Here is a 14,665-nt window from a genome sequence, read left to right as displayed (position 1 = left end):
GAAAAAGCCCCTCGCACAGGAGGGGACGCCGCGCCGATTCCGACCACACGCGCAAAGGCGGGTCGGGACTGATCAGCGCGGCTCACTAAGCAGAAGGCGTACGGCACGCATGGCGTCAGGGTACCGCAGCCCCCGCGCGGGCCGCGACGGGCTTCCCGCCGACCCGACCTACGGCCAATGGTTACTCCGCGTACCGCCCGCTATCGGGGCAACATCGCCAGCAGGCCGCCGCAAGATAACGGCGAGATAACTCAAACCTCGTACTGGCTGGTATCCGCCGACCTAGAGTGCGGTGCCTGTGGGTCCACTGTGCCGAGCCATTCGGAGTCGCCCCCATGCACCCTCGTACTCCTGATCATTTGAACTCCCCTCGCAGCAAACGGAGTTCACTCCCCGACGGGATCAGCCGCCGCGCCAGAACGGGGGTCCTGAGCGCGGCGGTCCTGCTGCTCATACCCGTGGTCGTGCTCACGGGGAGCGACGCCTTCCGGGCCGCGCTCGACTTCACGACCGGGGTGCTGTCCCTGGTCTCCCTCACGGCGTCCGTCGTCTGGGGCCTGGTCGCGTCGGACCGGCTGTTCCTGACCTCCCGGCAGCGGCTGCTCTCCCAGGGCGTCCACCGGGCCACCGCGGTCGCCTCCCTGGGCTTCCTGCTGCTGCACGTCACCGTGAAGGTGGCGCTCGCCCACGTGACGCTCGTCGGGGCGCTGCTCCCCTTCGGCCTCGGTGTGACGGGCAGCGGCGGCCTGATCGGCATCGGCGTGCTCGCCGGGCTGCTCATGGTGGCCACGGGCGTCACCGGAGCGCTCCGCAGCGCCATGGCCTCCCCCGCCGGACTCGCCGCACGGTGGCGTGCCACCCACATGCTCGCCTACCCCGCGTGGTGCCTGGCCCTGATGCACGGCCTGTATGCGGGGCGCGCGCCCAAGACGTACGTGGTGGTCCTGTACTGCCTGTGTCTGGTCGCGGTCGCCGGGGCGGTGGGGCTGCGGGCGGCGCCGCGCCCGGTCAAGCGCAAAGTCGCCGCCCGGATCCTCGCCTTCCTGGACCCGGGGCGCCGGCTGCCCGGGGACGCCCCGCACGAGACGGTCCGCGGCACCGCGCGGGCGAGCGCCGCCCGTCAGCCGTCCGCCGGGGAGCCCGCGGCCCGCCCCGCACCCGCACCCGCCGGGGTCGGCTTCGCCGCCGCCTACCGGGCCGTCTCCACGCCCCCGCACGCCGCGGCACCGGCCTACGCGCGCCCCGGGCAGAGCGCGCACAATGAGCCCCTGTTCGCAGCGAGCACGTCCCGAGATCCGTCCTACATAGAGCCCTCGTACGCAGAACCCTCATACGTGGAGACCTCATACGTGGAGCCCTCCTACGTAGAGCCCTCACACGCCGAGTGGTCGTACAGAGAGCCGTCGTACGCAGCACCGATCCCCGTAGAGCCGCCCTCCAACCAGGACAGCGAGCCGCTGCCCGCCCAGCGCTGGCCCGCGCCGTCACCACCGCCTCCCGCGGAGGCCCCGCGCTCCTCGTACGACCCGGCCTACGACACGCCCTACGGAGGCGTCCCCTCGTACGACACCGCCTACGGGAGCAGCGACTCCGGTGGCTCCTACGAAGGCCGCTACAGCGGCCCCCACCCGGCCGACGAGCCACTCGCCGAACCGCTCCCCGGCCCCTTCCAGGCCCCTTCCTCCGGTGAGCCCTGGACCACGCCCTACGGAGGCACGCAGTGAACACGGCGCTGCCCGACGTCCCCGAGGTCCGCGTCGTCGGCCTCCCCCAGCTCACGTCCGGGTTCGACCTCGTGGAGCGGCTCGACCTCGACATGCACCTCAAGGTCCACGGCCCGCTGGAACCCATGGCGGGTGAGGCACTCGCGCGGCTGGCGCAGGCGGTGTCGCTGCGCGGCCGCGGCGGCGCGGGCTTCCCCTTCGCCAAGAAGCTGCGCGCGGTCGCCGAGTCGGCGATCCGGCGCGGTGTCCGCCCGGTGGTCGTGGTCAACGGCAGCGAGGACGAACCGGCCTGCCGCAAGGACACCGTGCTGATCAACCGCGCGCCGCACCTCATCCTGGACGGCGCCCTGCTGGTCGCCGAGGCGCTCGGCGCCCGCACCCTCGTCGTGGGCGTGACGCGCGACTCCACGGAGGCCTCGATGCGAGCGGCCCTCGCCGAGCGCGGCCTGACCGACCGGCGCACCGCGCGGCTTCGCGCGCGCGTGCAGCGCAATCCGGTGCGCATGGTCACCGGGGAGTCCTCGGCCCTGATCCGCTCGGCCGACGGCGGCCCGCCGATGCCGCCGGGCCGCAAGGTGCGCGCCTCCGACACCGGGGTGGGCGGCGCCCCGACGCTCCTGTCGAACGCGGAGACGTTCGCCCAGCTCGCCGTCGCCGCCCGGACGGGCCCGGAGCGCTTCTGCCGCACCGGTCTGCACGACGAGCCCGGCACCGTCCTGCTGACGCTCTCCGGCGCCGTCGCCCGCCCCATGGTCCTGGAGGTCCCCTCCGGCGTCCCCCTGCGCTACGTCCTCCAGCTGGCGGGCGCCCCGCCGCTGCCGCAGGGCGTCCTCACGGGCGGCTACCACGGCAAGTGGCTGGACGGCGTCGGCGCGCAGGACGCCATCGTCTCCCGCGCCTCCCTGGAGGCGAGCGGCGGCGCACTGGGCGCGGGCGCGATCCTGCCGATCGGCCCGGACACCTGCCCGCTCGGCGAGGCCCTCAAGGTGGCGCAGTGGCTGGCAGCGGAGAGCGCGGGCCAGTGCGGGCCCTGCTACCTGGGGCTGCCCGCCGCCGCGCGCGGCCTGGAGGACGTCCTGAACGGCGGCGGGCCCACCGCCCTGGAGGCGCTGCGCGAGGTCACCCGGGCGGTGAAGCGGCGCGGAGCCTGCAAGCACCCGGACGGTTCGGCGGCGTTCATCGAGTCGACGATCTCCGCGTTCACGGACGACCTGGCGGCGCACGTCCTGGGCAGCGGCTGCGGCCGCCCGGTGCGCGGGGTGCTGCCGCTGCACACGGCCCCGCCCGCCGGCGCGGCACCCAGCGGCAAGCGGCTCGCCGTCGACTGGACTCTCTGCCGGGGCCACGGCCTCTGCGCGGACATCGTGCCGGAGCTGATCCAGCTGGGCCCGGACGGTTTCCCGGCGGTCGCGGACGCGGCGGTGCCGCGCTACTCGGAGGCGAACGCCGTGCGCGCGGTGCGGCGCTGTCCCGCGCTGGCCCTGCGCCTGGAGGAGGACGCCTCGGCGCTCCCCACCGGCCGCGCACTCCCGCCCGCGCTCCCGCCGGGCCGCAACCGCAGCCGCACGCGCAAGTAGGGAGGCCCCGCGCGGGGCGCGCACGGAGCCGGACAGACGAAAGCGGGCCATCCGATCCGGATGACCCGCTTTCGATTCCTGTGGAGCTAAGGAGAATTGAACTCCTGACCTCCTGCATGCCATGCAGGCGCTCTACCAACTGAGCTATAGCCCCGTGCTGCGATCCGCCCGGTCTTCCTGTCGGTTTCCCCGGCGGCGACGCCAACATTACACGGTCACCCACGTGCTCCACCAAATCGTTTCCCATCTGACCCCCTCTGTGCGGAAAGAGGATGGTTGCGGCCACTAGGGTCCCCTGACGTGACCGTGCTCGCCCTGCCTCGTGTCCGTCGCCGCCACGTGCCCGCGGCCCTCGCCGTCTGCCTGCTCTCCTTCCTCAGCTTCTGGGCCGCTCAGCGGGCCGCCGACGTCTCGATGATCGACCTGATGGTCTATAGAGCGGAGGGGGCGACCGTGCGGGCCGGCGGCGACCTGTATGCGCTGCGCGCGACGCACGCCCGACTGCCCACCACGTACCCGCCGTTCGCGGCGCTGCTGTTCACCCCGCTGACGCTGCTGGACGTCGCCACCATGCGGGCCACGGCGACCCTCGCGAACCTCGCTCTCCTGGTCGCGTTCGCGCAGCTGGCCTTACGGCTCGTGGGCCGCCACGCGCGCGTGGAGCACGCGTGCTGGGTTGCCGCGGGCGCGGTGTGGTGCGAGCCGGTGTGGACGACGCTGCGCTACGGGCAGGTCAATCTCCTGCTGGCCGTCCTGGTCCTGTGGGATCTGACGCGACGGCCCGGGCACCGGTGGGCCGGTGCCGGGATCGGGGTGGCGGCGGCGATCAAGCTGACCCCGGCCCTGTTCGCCGTCTTCCTGCTGGCCACCGCGCTCGCGCTCGCGGTGACGGGCCGGGGCCCCTGGCGGCCGTGGCTGCGGCAGGCGGGCGTGGCGGCGGGGGCGTTCGGGGGTGCCACGGCGCTGGCCGCCTGCGTGCTGCCGGGCGACTCCCTGCGCTTCTGGGGCCGGATGGTCTTCGAGACGGGCCGGGTGGGGCACGCCGAGGACACCGCGAACCAGTCGCTGCGCGGCGTCCTGGCCCGGCTCCTGCACGCGGGCGACCCGGGCGGCTTGTGGGCCCTGGCCGCCGCCCTGACGGCCGCCGCGGGGCTCGCCGTCGCCGTCACCGCCGCGGTGCGCGGCCGGCGGGCCGTGGCGGTGGTGGCGTGCGCGATGACGGCCCTGCTGGTCAGTCCGGTCTCCTGGTCGCACCACTGGGTGTGGTGCGTGCCGCTGATCCTGCTGGTGTGGGAGGCCGGCCACCGGCGCACCGCCGCCGCGCTGGCCGTCCTGTTCTGCTCGTACGCCCTGTGGTGGGTGCCGCACGGCCCCGGCCGGGTCGAACTCCATCAGAACGGTGCCCAGTTGAGTCTGTCCGCCCTCTACGTAGGAGCGGCGTGCGCCTTCCTGGCCTACGCCGGGGTCAGGCTCTGGCGAACGAGTAGAACCGCTTCAGGGTGCAGTGTTCGTCCAGGAGACGGCCGTAGATCGGCTCGCCCTCCAGTTCCCGATACGTCTCGATCGGGTCGCCTTTTATGATCAGCGCCCGTGCGCACTCCTCGCACCAGTACTGGTAGTCCGGGTTGACCGGCTCCATGTCGCGCACGATGGGCGTACCGCTGCCGCACCAGTCGCACTTCCGCCTGTGTGACCCCATGTCGATCCGCTCAGCTCCAGCTGTGGCCGCAGGCCGTGCACACGTACGAGATCCCGCCGTTGTCACCCAGCATCTGGGCGACGTGGAAGGAGCCGCAGGACGGGCAGTTGAGGAGAACATCCGTGACAAGAGGGACAACGCCGGAGGAACAGGACGAAGACGGGAACGCGGCACGTGGCACGGCCACACCGGGGAGGCGGTCGGCCTCCTCGTTGATGCCCAAGAGCATCGCGCACTCCCTCCCGTCGGGCCCTCTTCGTCGCGCGGACGCAGCCCTCTTCCGGCCGTCCGATTCTGCCACGGCCGGAGCGACACGGTCAGCGACGCCTGCGTACCAGTCCGGATACGGCGCCCAGGACGGCCGCCCCGGCCAGCGCACAGGTGCACATCAAGAGCGCGTCCGCAGAGAGATACGCCCCCGAAGTGCCGGACGACTCAACGCGGTTGAGGAAAAGCGCCCCGAAGGCGGCGACTCCGATGAGTTGGCCGAGTTGCGTCACCGTGGCGAGCAGTCCGCTGGCGTCGGCCGCCTCCACGGGCCGCACGGCCGCCAGGGCCCGCGTGAGCGTCGGGCTGAATCCGAGCGACAGCCCGGCACCGATCGCCACGAAGGAGACATAGAGCCACCCGCCGCCGTCCCCGCCACCGCGCAGCGTGAGACCGGTGCCGAGCGCCCCGGCCGCCGCCAGCACGAAGCCCGCGGGGGTCAGGGCCGGGTGCCACCGCGTCGGCCAGCGCCGCCAGGTCAGCCCGACGACGCCGAACACCACGGCGGCGGGCGCGAAGGTCAGGCCCGCCCGCAGGGCGCTGTAACCCAGGCCGCCCTGGATGTGCAGGGTGAGGGTGAAGAGGTAGCCTGCGTTGACGGCCATGGCGAGGAGGATCTGCAGCACGGCCCGCTTGATGCCCGGCACACGCAGCACCCCCGGGGAGATCAGCGGTGCGCCGCCGCGCCGCCCCAGAGCCGCTTCGTAGCCGCAGAAGACGGCGAACGCCACGGCCGAGCCGGCCAGGCACAGCCAGGACCACAGCGGCCACCGCTCCTCCTGGCCGAGCACGAGCGGCACGGTGAGCAGGGACACGGCGGCGCCGAGCAGGACGAGCCCCGGCAGGTCGAGCGGGCGCACACCGGCCCGCCGCGCGCCGTCGCGGGGCAGCGCGCGCCGCCCGAGGACCAGCAGGGCCACGCCGACCGGCACGTTGACCAGGAAGACGGCCCGCCAGCCGGTGCCGAAGAGGTCGGCGCTGACCAGCACCCCGCCGAGCACCTGGCCCGCGGCGGCGCCGACGGCGAGCACCGCGGCGTACGCGCCCAGCGCCCGGGTCCGGGCCTCGCCGGTGAAGGTCCGCTGCACGAGGCTGAGCACCTGCGGGATCATCAGCGCCGATCCGGCGCCCTGCACCATGCGGAACCCGGTCAACTGGCCGCTGCTGTGCGCCAGTCCGCAGGCGAGCGAGGCGGCGGTGAAGACCGCGAGCCCGGCGAGCACGGCACGGCGGTGCCCGAACAGGTCGCCGAGGCGCGCCCCGGTGATCAGCAGCACGGCGTACGTGATGGTGTATCCGGCCACGACCAGCTGCAACGAGGCGCCGGACGCGTGGAGTTCGGTGCGCAGGGTGGGGGCGGCGACGTTCACGATGAAGACGTCGAGGACCGCCATGAACTGCGCGACGAGCACCACCGCGAGCAGCCGCCCGCGGCCGTTCGCGGCGCCGTTGTCGGTGCCGGGGGCTTTACTGGGTCCAGGAGTCGGCGGGGGTGGGCTCTGGGGAAGGGTCGTCGTCATGGCCGGAGCCTGACGCGGGTCGGATCCCGGTGCCGAGAGCCCGCTGATGCTGGTACCGGCAGCACCCGGCAGACCGCTTCCGGGGCGCGGGACCGGCGGGGACGATGGGGGACGTGACGACGATGACGACGACGGACCGCACGGCGGGCCCGGCGACGGACGACACGGCGGACCGGGGCGCGGACGGCACGCGGGGCCGCGCGCGGGAGCGCCGCAGGCCCGAGCTGGCCGCCTTCCTGCGCGGCCGCCGCGCCAGGGTCACGCCCCAGGACGTCGGCATGCCCCCGGGTCCGCGCAGGCGCACGCCCGGGCTGCGCCGCGAGGAGGTCGCCCAGCTCTCCGGCGTCGGCGTCACCTGGTACACGTGGTTGGAGCAGGGCCGCCCGATCAACGCCTCGCCGCAGGTCCTGGACGCGGTGGCGCGCACGCTGCGGCTCGGCGGGCCGGAGCGGGAGCACCTGTACCGGCTGGCGGGCGTGGCGTTCGCGCCCGCGCCGGACAGCGGCGGCCAGGCGGTCGCGGCGGACGTGCAGGGCATCCTCGACGCCCTCGACCCCCTCCCGGCCGTGGTCTACAACACCCGGTACGACCTGCTGGCCACGAACGCGGGGTACCGCCTGCTCTTCCAGGTCCGCGAGGATCTGCACGATCCCACGACGGGGCGGCCCGCCAATGCCCTGTGGACCCTGTTCGTGGCTCCGGAGGGGCTGTGCCCGCTGCTCTTCCGGGAGAGCGAGCTGCCGGTGATGGTGGGCATCCTGCGCTCGGCGTACGGCCGCCATGTCGGCGAGCCCGGCTGGGAGGAGTTCGTCCGGGCCCTGTCCGGGGCCAGCGAGGAGTTCGCGCGGCTGTGGCGCAGCGGTGACGTGGCGCCGCCCGGGCGGTACGTGAAGACCTTCCGGCACCAGGGGCTCGACGGCGAGCTGCGGATGACGTCGACCTCGCTCGCGATCGACAACATGCCGGAGTGCCGGATCGTCGTCTACGCCGCGGCGGACGAGGCGACCCGCGAGCTGCTCGGCAGACTGCGCGCGGACACCGAAAGCTCCGCGGACCGGGAAACGACCGCGGGCCAGGAAAGGCCCGGGGGCGACGAAAGATCCGGGAACGACGAAGGATCCCGCCCCTGACGGGACGGGATCCTCGATTCCTGTGGAGCTAAGGAGAATTGAACTCCTGACCTCCTGCATGCCATGCAGGCGCTCTACCAACTGAGCTATAGCCCCGTGCTGCGTTCTTCTCCCCGGGTGTTCTCCCGGCGGCCCGAACAAGAAGAACTTTAGCCTGCGACCTGCCGATTAGTGAAATCCGGTCCCCGCGGCCCGCGGGGACCGGCTCAGTCGTCGTCGCCGAGGACCGGCTCGGGCAGCGTGCCCGCGTTGTGCTCCAGCAGCCGCCAGCCGCGCGCGCCCTCGCCGAGGACGGACCAGCAGCAGTTCGACAGGCCCCCGAGCCCCTCCCAGTGGCGGGACTCCAGGCCCAGAAGGCGGCCGATGGTGGTGCGGATGGTGCCGCCGTGGCTGACCACGACGAGCAGGCCGTTGTCGGGCAGCTTGTCGGCGTGGCGCAGCACGACGGGCGCCGCGCGGTCGGCGACCTCGGTCTCCAGTTCGCCGCCGCCGCGGCGCACCGGCTCGCCGCGCTTCCACGCCGCGTACTGCTCGCCGTACCGCCCGATGATCTCCTCGTGCGTGAGGCCCTGCCACTCACCGGCGTACGTCTCGCGCAGTCCCTCGTCGTGTGTCACGTCGAGGCCGGTCAGGGCGGCCAGCTCGGCCGCGGTGGCGGCGGCCCGCGCGAGGTCGGAGGCGACGATGGCGTCGGGCTTCAGCGAGGCGAGCAGCCGGGCCGCGCGGCGCGCCTGGGCGACCCCGGCCCCGGTCAGCTCGATGTCCGTGGTGCCCTGGAAGCGGCGCTCCAGGTTCCAGGCCGTCTGGCCGTGCCGCCACAGGACGACGCGGCGGCCCCGGTGGGAGCCGCCGGTCAAAGCACCTCACCGCCGAGGTCGCGGATCTCCTCGGCCTCGGCCGCGGCCTGCTCGCGCTGGGAGTGCTCGGCGGCCTTGCCCCGGGTGGCCTTGGCGTCGGCGGGCAGGTCCAGCTCGGGGCAGTCCTTCCACAGCCGCTCCAGGGCGTAGAAGACGCGCTCCTCGCTGTGCTGGACGTGGACGACGATGTCGACGTAGTCGAGCAGGATCCAGCGGGCGTCGCGGTCGCCCTCGCGGCGGACCGGCTTGGCGCCGAGCTCCTTGTTCAGGCGCTCCTCGATCTCGTCGACGATCGACTTGACCTGGCGGTCGTTGGGCGCGGAGGCGAGCAGGAAGGCGTCCGTGATGGACAGCACATCGCTGACGTCGTAGGCGATGATGTCGTGCGCGAGCTTGTCCGCTGCCGCCTGGGCGGCGACAGTGATGAGCTCTTGGGAACGGTCGGTGGCGGTCACTACAAGGCTTTCCGTCGGCGGTCAGAGTCCCCCGCGATACGGCTGACGGGGGTACTCCAAGGGTCTCACGGTCCGCCGGCCCGCCGGCGCCGCGTTCCCGGGGGTCCCGGCGGCCCCTGGCGGCCCCGGCCGCCAGGGGCCGGGGGCCGCCGGGCGGGTCACGTGCCGGTGTAGTCCTGGCCGAGGACGACCGAGACGTCCGCGTTCGCGGCGGCCTTGGTCTTCTTGACCGCGGAGGACGGCAGGCCGAGCGTCTTGGCGACCTCGACGGCGTCCTCCTTGCGGGCGTCGTCGCCGTAGGTGACAAGGGAGGCGGCGACGGAGCTGCCGGTGCCGCCCGCGACGAAGGTGTAGCCGCCGTTGACCAGGGCGACGCGGGCCTTCTCGGTGCGGGCCTTGTCCCCCGTGGCGTTCGTGACCGCGATGCGCAGCGAGTCCCCCTTGGCGGGGGCCTTGACGGTGCCGCCGAGGACGTCCTTCACGACGGAGTCCGCGGCCGTCTCGGAGAGGGTGCCGTTCTGCTGGACCGGCAACAGGGCGGTCTTGTAGTCGCCCTCCTTGGCGTGGTCGGCGAGCTTGGCGAGGAACGCGCCGAGGTCCTTCTCCGTCAGCGACGGGTCGAGGATCTGGGCGAGCGTCTGCACCGTGGTCGTCGCGGCCTGCGGGTCGGACGACAGCTTGCGCAGCACGCCCTGCATGACCTGTCCGAACCGCATGAGCTGCGCGGTCTCGCCCTCGCCCTTGGCCCGGTAGGTGGCGTACGCCACCGCCATCGGGCCGCTGAGGGTCTGCGCCGCGCCCTTGTGGACGAGGGTGGTGCCCTTCTTGGCCGGGTCGGGCACGTCGGCGTCCGTGTCGAGCTCGATGTTGCCGACGAGTTCGACGAGGTTGTTGAGGTAGGGGGTGTCGAGCCGCCAGGTGCCCTCGACGTCCGTGCCGAGCAGGGTGTCGATGGCGCCGCTGGTGCCGGAGGAGCCGTCGTCGTCGACCGAGGCGCCCAGCGTGGTGGCGGTGCCGTCGTCGCCGCTCAGGGCCAGGGAGTTGGGCAGCAGGACGGTGCTGCCCTGCTTGGTGGTGGTGTTGTTCACGAGCAGCGCCGACGAGGTGCCGCCGCCCTTGGTGTTGTGCAGGTGCACGACGATGACGTCACGGTTCTGCGGGCCGGCCGCCGCCGCGCCGCCGCTCTTGGCGCCGTCCCCGGACAGGAACGGCAGCTTGTCCGCGTACCAGAGGTAGCCGACCCCGCCGACCAGGCACACGGCGAGGGCGACGACGAGGGCGACGACGCGGTTGCGGCCGCGGCGCCTGGCCTCCTCGCGCCGCTCGCTGCGCGACTCGGTGAACTTCAGCCAGTCGATGACGTCTTCGGAGTTCTCGTCCGGCTCCTCGACGAAGGAGAACTGCTCGGTGCGGTAGTCGCGGTCCTCGCCGCCCGGCGGCTGCTCCCGCTCCGGCCCCCGCGGGGCCTGCTGCGGGATGTAGGCGGTGGCCTGCTCGGTCTGGTGCGGCGGCTGCGTGGCGGCCCGGTGCGCGCGCGGTGCCTCCTGCTCCGGATACCCCTGCGGGCCCTGGTGCGCCGGGTAGGTCTGCGGCTCCTGGTAGGTCTGCGGCGCCTGGTACGCCTGCGGATCCTGCTGACCGGGGTGCGTCTGCTGCGGGACCCGGGGCTGCTCGCCCGTCCCGGTGGCCTGCCCGTACGGGTCGTGACCGGCGGCGCCGTAGGGGTCGTACTGCTGCGGCGCGGCCGGCGGCACCGGCTGCTGCTGCCCGGTGGCGTACGGGTCGTAGCCGTACCCGTAGCCGGGGCCCGCGGCGGTCTGGTCGTACGACGGCGCCTGCTGGACCTGCCGGTACACCGGCTGGCCGAACTCGTCGTAGCCGACCAGCTCGTACCTGTCGTCGCGCTGGTCGTAACCGTCGTAGCGGTCGTTCACCGATGCCCCTCTCGGCGGTGCAGGGTCATTCGCCTCGGTACAGCCGGCGTTTGTCGATGTAGCGCACCACACCGTCCGGCACCATGTACCAGATGGGGTCCCCCTTGGCGACCCTGTCCCGGCAGTCCGTGGACGAGATCGCGAGCGCGGGCACCTCGACGAGCGAGACACCGCCTTCGGGGAGGCCCGGGTCGGTGAGCGTGTGGCCGGGCCGGGTGACGCCGATGAAGTGTGCCAGGGAGAACAGCTCTTCGGTGTACCGCCAGGTCAGGATCTGGCCGAGGGCGTCGGCGCCCGTGATGAAGAAGAGGTCCGTTTCCGGGTTGAGCGCGCGCAGGTCGCGCAGGGTGTCCGTGGTGTACGTCGGACCGCCGCGGTCGAGGTCGATGCGGCTCACGGAGAACTGCGGGTTCTCCGCGGTCGCGATGACCGTCATCAGATAGCGGTCCTCGGCCGGGGAAACCTTTTTGTCGCTCTTCTGCCACGGCTGTCCCGTCGGCACGAAGACCACCTCGTCGAGGTGGAACTGCGCGGCGACCTCGCTGGCCGCCACCAGGTGTCCGTGGTGGATCGGGTCGAACGTGCCGCCCATGACGCCGAGGCGCCGCTTGGCGGGCGAGTCCCATTCACGATCCGGGCCGCCGGCCGGGCTGTTGACCGGGCCGGTAGGCATGTCCTGCGCTCCCATGCGTGCAGAGCCTACTGGCCCGGTCCGCGTGCTCGGTCCCCCGGCTCAGCGGTCGCGGTTGAAGCGGGTGACGATCCACAGCATGAGAATCAGGATGACGAGCGCGGCACCGCCCGTCATGAAGGGGCTGAGGCTCGGGTGGTTGCCGCCGTGCTCGCCGCCCTCGGCGGCGAGAGTGGCCAGCTGGGCAACGGGGCTGTGGAGGCTCATCTTCGGCAGGACCTATCCGGTGTGGGATCGGGAGAAAGACTTCTGACCCATCGTAAGCGGGAGCCTCCGTGGCGCTCACGCCGACTCTGCCGTACGGGCCCCCGTACGGTCCCGGACGCGGTCGGCGTCAGTCGTCGCGCTTGTAGCCGCGCAGCAGGAACCAGGCCAGGAAGACGGCCCCGAGGATGGCGACGACGAGCACGATGCGCAGCAGGCTGCCCGGCCCCTGGTCGGACGCTGCTGCCTGGACGACGTGCGCGAGTGCGGCGGCGTCGGCGTGGTGATCCATGACGGTTCGCTCCTTCTGTGTGCTGCCCCGTCACGGTATCTCCGCCTAGTGTGGTTCCCGCCTTGGGGGCACAACCGAGCCACATCGACATGGGGGGCCGCATGCCCGACGTACCGAACGAGCAGCACGACCACGTACCCGGCAGGCAGCGCCGGAGCTTTCCCGGCATCTCCTCGCGGGCGTACGAACACCCCGCGGACCGCTCGGCCCTGGTGGCGCTGCGCAAGCTCACGGGGTTCGACACCGTCTTCAAGGCGCTGAGCGGCCTGCTGCCGGAGCGCAGTCTGCGGCTGCTGTTCCTGTCGGACTCCGTGCGCGTGTCGGACGAGCAGTTCGCGCACCTGTACGCGATGCTGCGGGACGCCTGCCAGATCCTGGACCTGGAGAAGGTCCCGCCGATGTACGTCAACCAGGACCCGCAGCCGAACGCGATGTGCATCGGCCTGGACGAGCCGATCATCGTCGTCACCACCGGCCTGGTGGAGCTGCTCGACGAGGAGGAGATGCGGGCGGTCGTCGGCCACGAGGTGGGCCACGCGCTCTCCGGCCACTCGGTCTACCGGACGATACTGCTCTTCCTGACCAGCCTCGCGCTGCGGGTGGCGTGGATCCCGCTGGGCAACCTCGCGATCATGGCGATCGTGACGGCGCTGCGCGAGTGGTTCCGCAAGTCGGAGCTGTCCGCGGACCGCGCCGGGCTGCTGGTCGGCCAGGACCTCAAGGCGTCCATGCGCGGCCTGATGAAGATCGCGGGCGGCAACCACCTGCACGAGATGAACGTGGACGCGTTCCTCAAGCAGGCCGAGGAGTACGAGGCCGGGGGCGACCTGCGCGACTCCGTCCTGAAGATCCTGAACGTCATGCCGCGTTCCCACCCGTTCACGACGGTGCGGGCCGCCGAGTTGAAGCGGTGGGCCGAGTCCCGCGACTTCCAGCGGCTGATGGACGGGCACTACCCGCGCCGCAGCGAGGACAAGGACACCTCGGTGACCGACTCCTTCCGCGAGTCGGCCGCGCACTACACGGACCACGTCAAGAACTCGAAGGACCCGCTGATGAAGCTGGTCAGCGACATCGCGGGCGGCGCGGGCGACCTCGGCGGCCGGATGCGGCGCGGCTTCGGCAACTTCGGGGGCAACGGCGGCGGCAACACGGGCAACCACGGCGCCCAGGACGACCCCGCGGGGAGCTGACGGACCCGGTTCAGACGGCCGGCTGGGCGCTGGGGGCGAGCGCGCCGCACAACGCGGTCGCGCTGCCCGTCGCGTACGGGTCGGTGCCCGCCGGGCCGTCCTGCTTCGCCGTCTCCCCCGCGAGCAGCGGGCGCAGGTGGTCGGCCGGGTCCGCGGCGCAGGAGAGCGGGCCCGCCTGGACGTAGGAGACGAGCAGCTCGGCCTGGTGGTTGCGCAGGTCCTCGCGGTCGAAGCGGAAGTGCAGCTCGCGGCGGACCGTGAAGAGCGAGGTCCTGGCCCGGTCGGCGGCGCCGACCGGGCGCAGCGCGTACACGAAGGTGTGGTCGGAGGTGACTTCGAGGGTGTCCGTGCCGGTCTCGGCGGCGTGCAGCGTGCCCCGGACACGGATGCCCGGGTCGGCGAGCTCGGCCCGGGCCGGGTCGAAGCGGACCAGCCAGCCGGTCGCCGCGTGCCGGCCGTCCATGACCGGCCGGTCGAAGCTCCGGTCGAACTGGTCGAGCTGGCGGGGGTCGACGAGCATCCGCACCGGCCGGACCGCGCCCCCGGTGAGCACGTCCGGGTCGAGCGAGGAGTCGACGAGGTAGTCCTTGGCGGTGCTCAGGGCGGTGACGACCTGGCTGTCGGAGAAGTGCGCGGTGCGCCGGACGCCGGTCGGCAGGGTGATGCCGTCCGCGGCGACCCGGAACCGGGCGGCGGGGCTGTGCCGGTAGAGGTCCGCGGCGGAGCCGGAGCCGGGCACGGCGGCGCCCGGGGCGAGCGGGATCACCGTCATCCGCAGCGGTTCGGTGGAGCGGGCCGCCGGGGCCGTGCGGTACGGGCTGCGCACGCCCATGTAGACCGCGGTGCCGAAGGCGACGACGATCAGGGCGACGAGCAGGACGGCCTGCCGGGTCAGGCCGCGGCGCAGGGCGGGCGTGCGGCGTACGGCGGGGGCGTGGTCGGTGATGCGCTCCTGCGCGGAGAACTCCTGGAGCCGGGCAGCCCGCACGAACGATTCGTCGAACACGACGGATCGGTACTCGTCCTCACTGCCTCCGCCCCCGGCGGGCCCACCTTCCGGCGTGCCCTCCGGTGGGTCTCCTGGCCCGCCCATACCTTCAGGTTAGGTCGTCGCGGCCGCCG

Annotated in this window: 14 protein-coding genes, 2 tRNA genes and 1 pseudogene; 5 read left to right on the top strand and 12 right to left on the bottom strand. The window is 73.0% G+C overall.

The window, feature by feature from the left end; translation table 11 throughout:
• The first annotated feature begins 359 nt into the window (after window positions 1-359).
• Together ACIBW6_RS13795 and ACIBW6_RS13790 are read left to right on the top strand one after the other, a co-directional pair.
• Window positions 360-1,724 carry a cytochrome b/b6 domain-containing protein gene (locus ACIBW6_RS13795; protein ID WP_399059482.1) on the top strand — a complete coding sequence of 455 codons (1,365 nt, stop codon included), beginning with the start codon at window positions 360-362 and terminating at the stop codon, window positions 1,722-1,724.
• Complete coding sequence (locus tag ACIBW6_RS13790; protein ID WP_399059481.1) at window positions 1,721-3,301, top strand: NADH-ubiquinone oxidoreductase-F iron-sulfur binding region domain-containing protein; 1,581 nt, start codon at window positions 1,721-1,723, stop codon at window positions 3,299-3,301. The genes ACIBW6_RS13795 and ACIBW6_RS13790 overlap by 4 nt, the downstream gene beginning before the upstream one ends.
• Window positions 3,302-3,382: 81 nt before the next feature.
• Here the strand turns inward: ACIBW6_RS13790 and ACIBW6_RS13785 are convergent.
• A tRNA-Ala gene (locus tag ACIBW6_RS13785) sits at window positions 3,383-3,455 on the bottom strand.
• Between the two features lie 146 nt (window positions 3,456-3,601).
• Between ACIBW6_RS13785 and ACIBW6_RS13780 the strand changes: the two are divergent.
• Window positions 3,602-4,795: pseudogene (locus ACIBW6_RS13780) on the top strand (glycosyltransferase 87 family protein); the annotation flags it as partial.
• Here the strand turns inward: ACIBW6_RS13780 and ACIBW6_RS13775 are convergent.
• From ACIBW6_RS13775 to ACIBW6_RS13765, 3 genes are all read right to left on the bottom strand, one after another.
• A complete protein-coding gene (locus tag ACIBW6_RS13775) occupies window positions 4,767-5,000 on the bottom strand; it encodes a hypothetical protein (protein WP_356493193.1) in 234 nt (77 codons plus the stop codon). The pseudogene ACIBW6_RS13780 and the gene ACIBW6_RS13775 overlap by 29 nt on opposite strands.
• A 10-nt stretch (window positions 5,001-5,010) precedes the next feature.
• The gene (locus tag ACIBW6_RS13770; protein ID WP_399059480.1) at window positions 5,011-5,229 is read right to left on the bottom strand and encodes a hypothetical protein; all 219 of its coding nucleotides are present in this window, start codon (window positions 5,227-5,229) and stop codon (window positions 5,011-5,013) included.
• 88 nt (window positions 5,230-5,317) lie between these two features.
• Window positions 5,318-6,787 carry an MFS transporter gene (locus ACIBW6_RS13765; protein ID WP_399059479.1) on the bottom strand — a complete coding sequence of 490 codons (1,470 nt, stop codon included), beginning with the start codon at window positions 6,785-6,787 and terminating at the stop codon, window positions 5,318-5,320.
• Between the two features lie 104 nt (window positions 6,788-6,891).
• Here ACIBW6_RS13765 and ACIBW6_RS13760 point away from each other — a divergent pair, with 104 nt between their 5' ends.
• Window positions 6,892-7,917 carry a helix-turn-helix transcriptional regulator gene (locus ACIBW6_RS13760; protein ID WP_399059478.1) on the top strand — a complete coding sequence of 342 codons (1,026 nt, stop codon included), beginning with the start codon at window positions 6,892-6,894 and terminating at the stop codon, window positions 7,915-7,917.
• A gap of 23 nt (window positions 7,918-7,940) precedes the next feature.
• On the opposite strand, the gene ACIBW6_RS13755 is transcribed toward ACIBW6_RS13760, so the two are convergent.
• The 7 genes from ACIBW6_RS13755 to ACIBW6_RS13725 form a co-directional block, all read right to left on the bottom strand.
• Window positions 7,941-8,013 (bottom strand) — tRNA-Ala (locus ACIBW6_RS13755).
• Between the two features lie 110 nt (window positions 8,014-8,123).
• On the bottom strand, window positions 8,124-8,774 hold the full coding sequence (locus ACIBW6_RS13750) for a histidine phosphatase family protein (protein WP_399059477.1): 651 nt from the start codon (window positions 8,772-8,774) through the stop codon (window positions 8,124-8,126).
• Window positions 8,771-9,229, bottom strand: a complete 459-nt coding sequence (rsfS, locus tag ACIBW6_RS13745) for a ribosome silencing factor (RefSeq protein WP_399059476.1) — start codon at window positions 9,227-9,229, stop codon at window positions 8,771-8,773. Before rsfS ends, ACIBW6_RS13750 begins: the two co-directional genes overlap by 4 nt.
• Before the next feature lie 158 nt (window positions 9,230-9,387).
• Window positions 9,388-11,163, bottom strand: coding sequence for a LytR C-terminal domain-containing protein (locus tag ACIBW6_RS13740; protein ID WP_399059475.1), 1,776 nt, complete (start codon window positions 11,161-11,163; stop codon window positions 9,388-9,390).
• A gap of 25 nt (window positions 11,164-11,188) precedes the next feature.
• A complete protein-coding gene (gene nadD, locus ACIBW6_RS13735; protein WP_399059474.1) occupies window positions 11,189-11,851 on the bottom strand; it encodes a nicotinate-nucleotide adenylyltransferase in 663 nt (220 codons plus the stop codon).
• A 45-nt stretch (window positions 11,852-11,896) separates the two neighbouring features.
• Complete coding sequence (locus ACIBW6_RS13730; RefSeq protein ID WP_399059473.1) at window positions 11,897-12,061, bottom strand: hypothetical protein; 165 nt, start codon at window positions 12,059-12,061, stop codon at window positions 11,897-11,899.
• A gap of 127 nt (window positions 12,062-12,188) precedes the next feature.
• Complete coding sequence (locus ACIBW6_RS13725; protein ID WP_356493186.1) at window positions 12,189-12,350, bottom strand: hypothetical protein; 162 nt, start codon at window positions 12,348-12,350, stop codon at window positions 12,189-12,191.
• Between the two features lie 101 nt (window positions 12,351-12,451).
• On the opposite strand from ACIBW6_RS13725, the gene ACIBW6_RS13720 reads away from it, so the two are divergent.
• Window positions 12,452-13,543 carry a M48 family metallopeptidase gene (locus ACIBW6_RS13720; protein ID WP_399059471.1) on the top strand — a complete coding sequence of 364 codons (1,092 nt, stop codon included), beginning with the start codon at window positions 12,452-12,454 and terminating at the stop codon, window positions 13,541-13,543.
• Between the two features lie 10 nt (window positions 13,544-13,553).
• Here ACIBW6_RS13720 and ACIBW6_RS13715 read toward each other — a convergent pair whose 3' ends face one another.
• On the bottom strand, window positions 13,554-14,636 hold the full coding sequence (locus ACIBW6_RS13715; protein WP_399059470.1) for a hypothetical protein: 1,083 nt from the start codon (window positions 14,634-14,636) through the stop codon (window positions 13,554-13,556).
• Between the last annotated feature and the right edge of the window lie 29 nt (window positions 14,637-14,665).

It is taken from the genome of Streptomyces sp. NPDC049813 (assembly GCF_044465085.1).
Lineage (GTDB): Bacteria > Actinomycetota > Actinomycetes > Streptomycetales > Streptomycetaceae > Streptomyces.
This window is presented reverse-complemented; position numbering and strand designations above follow the sequence as displayed.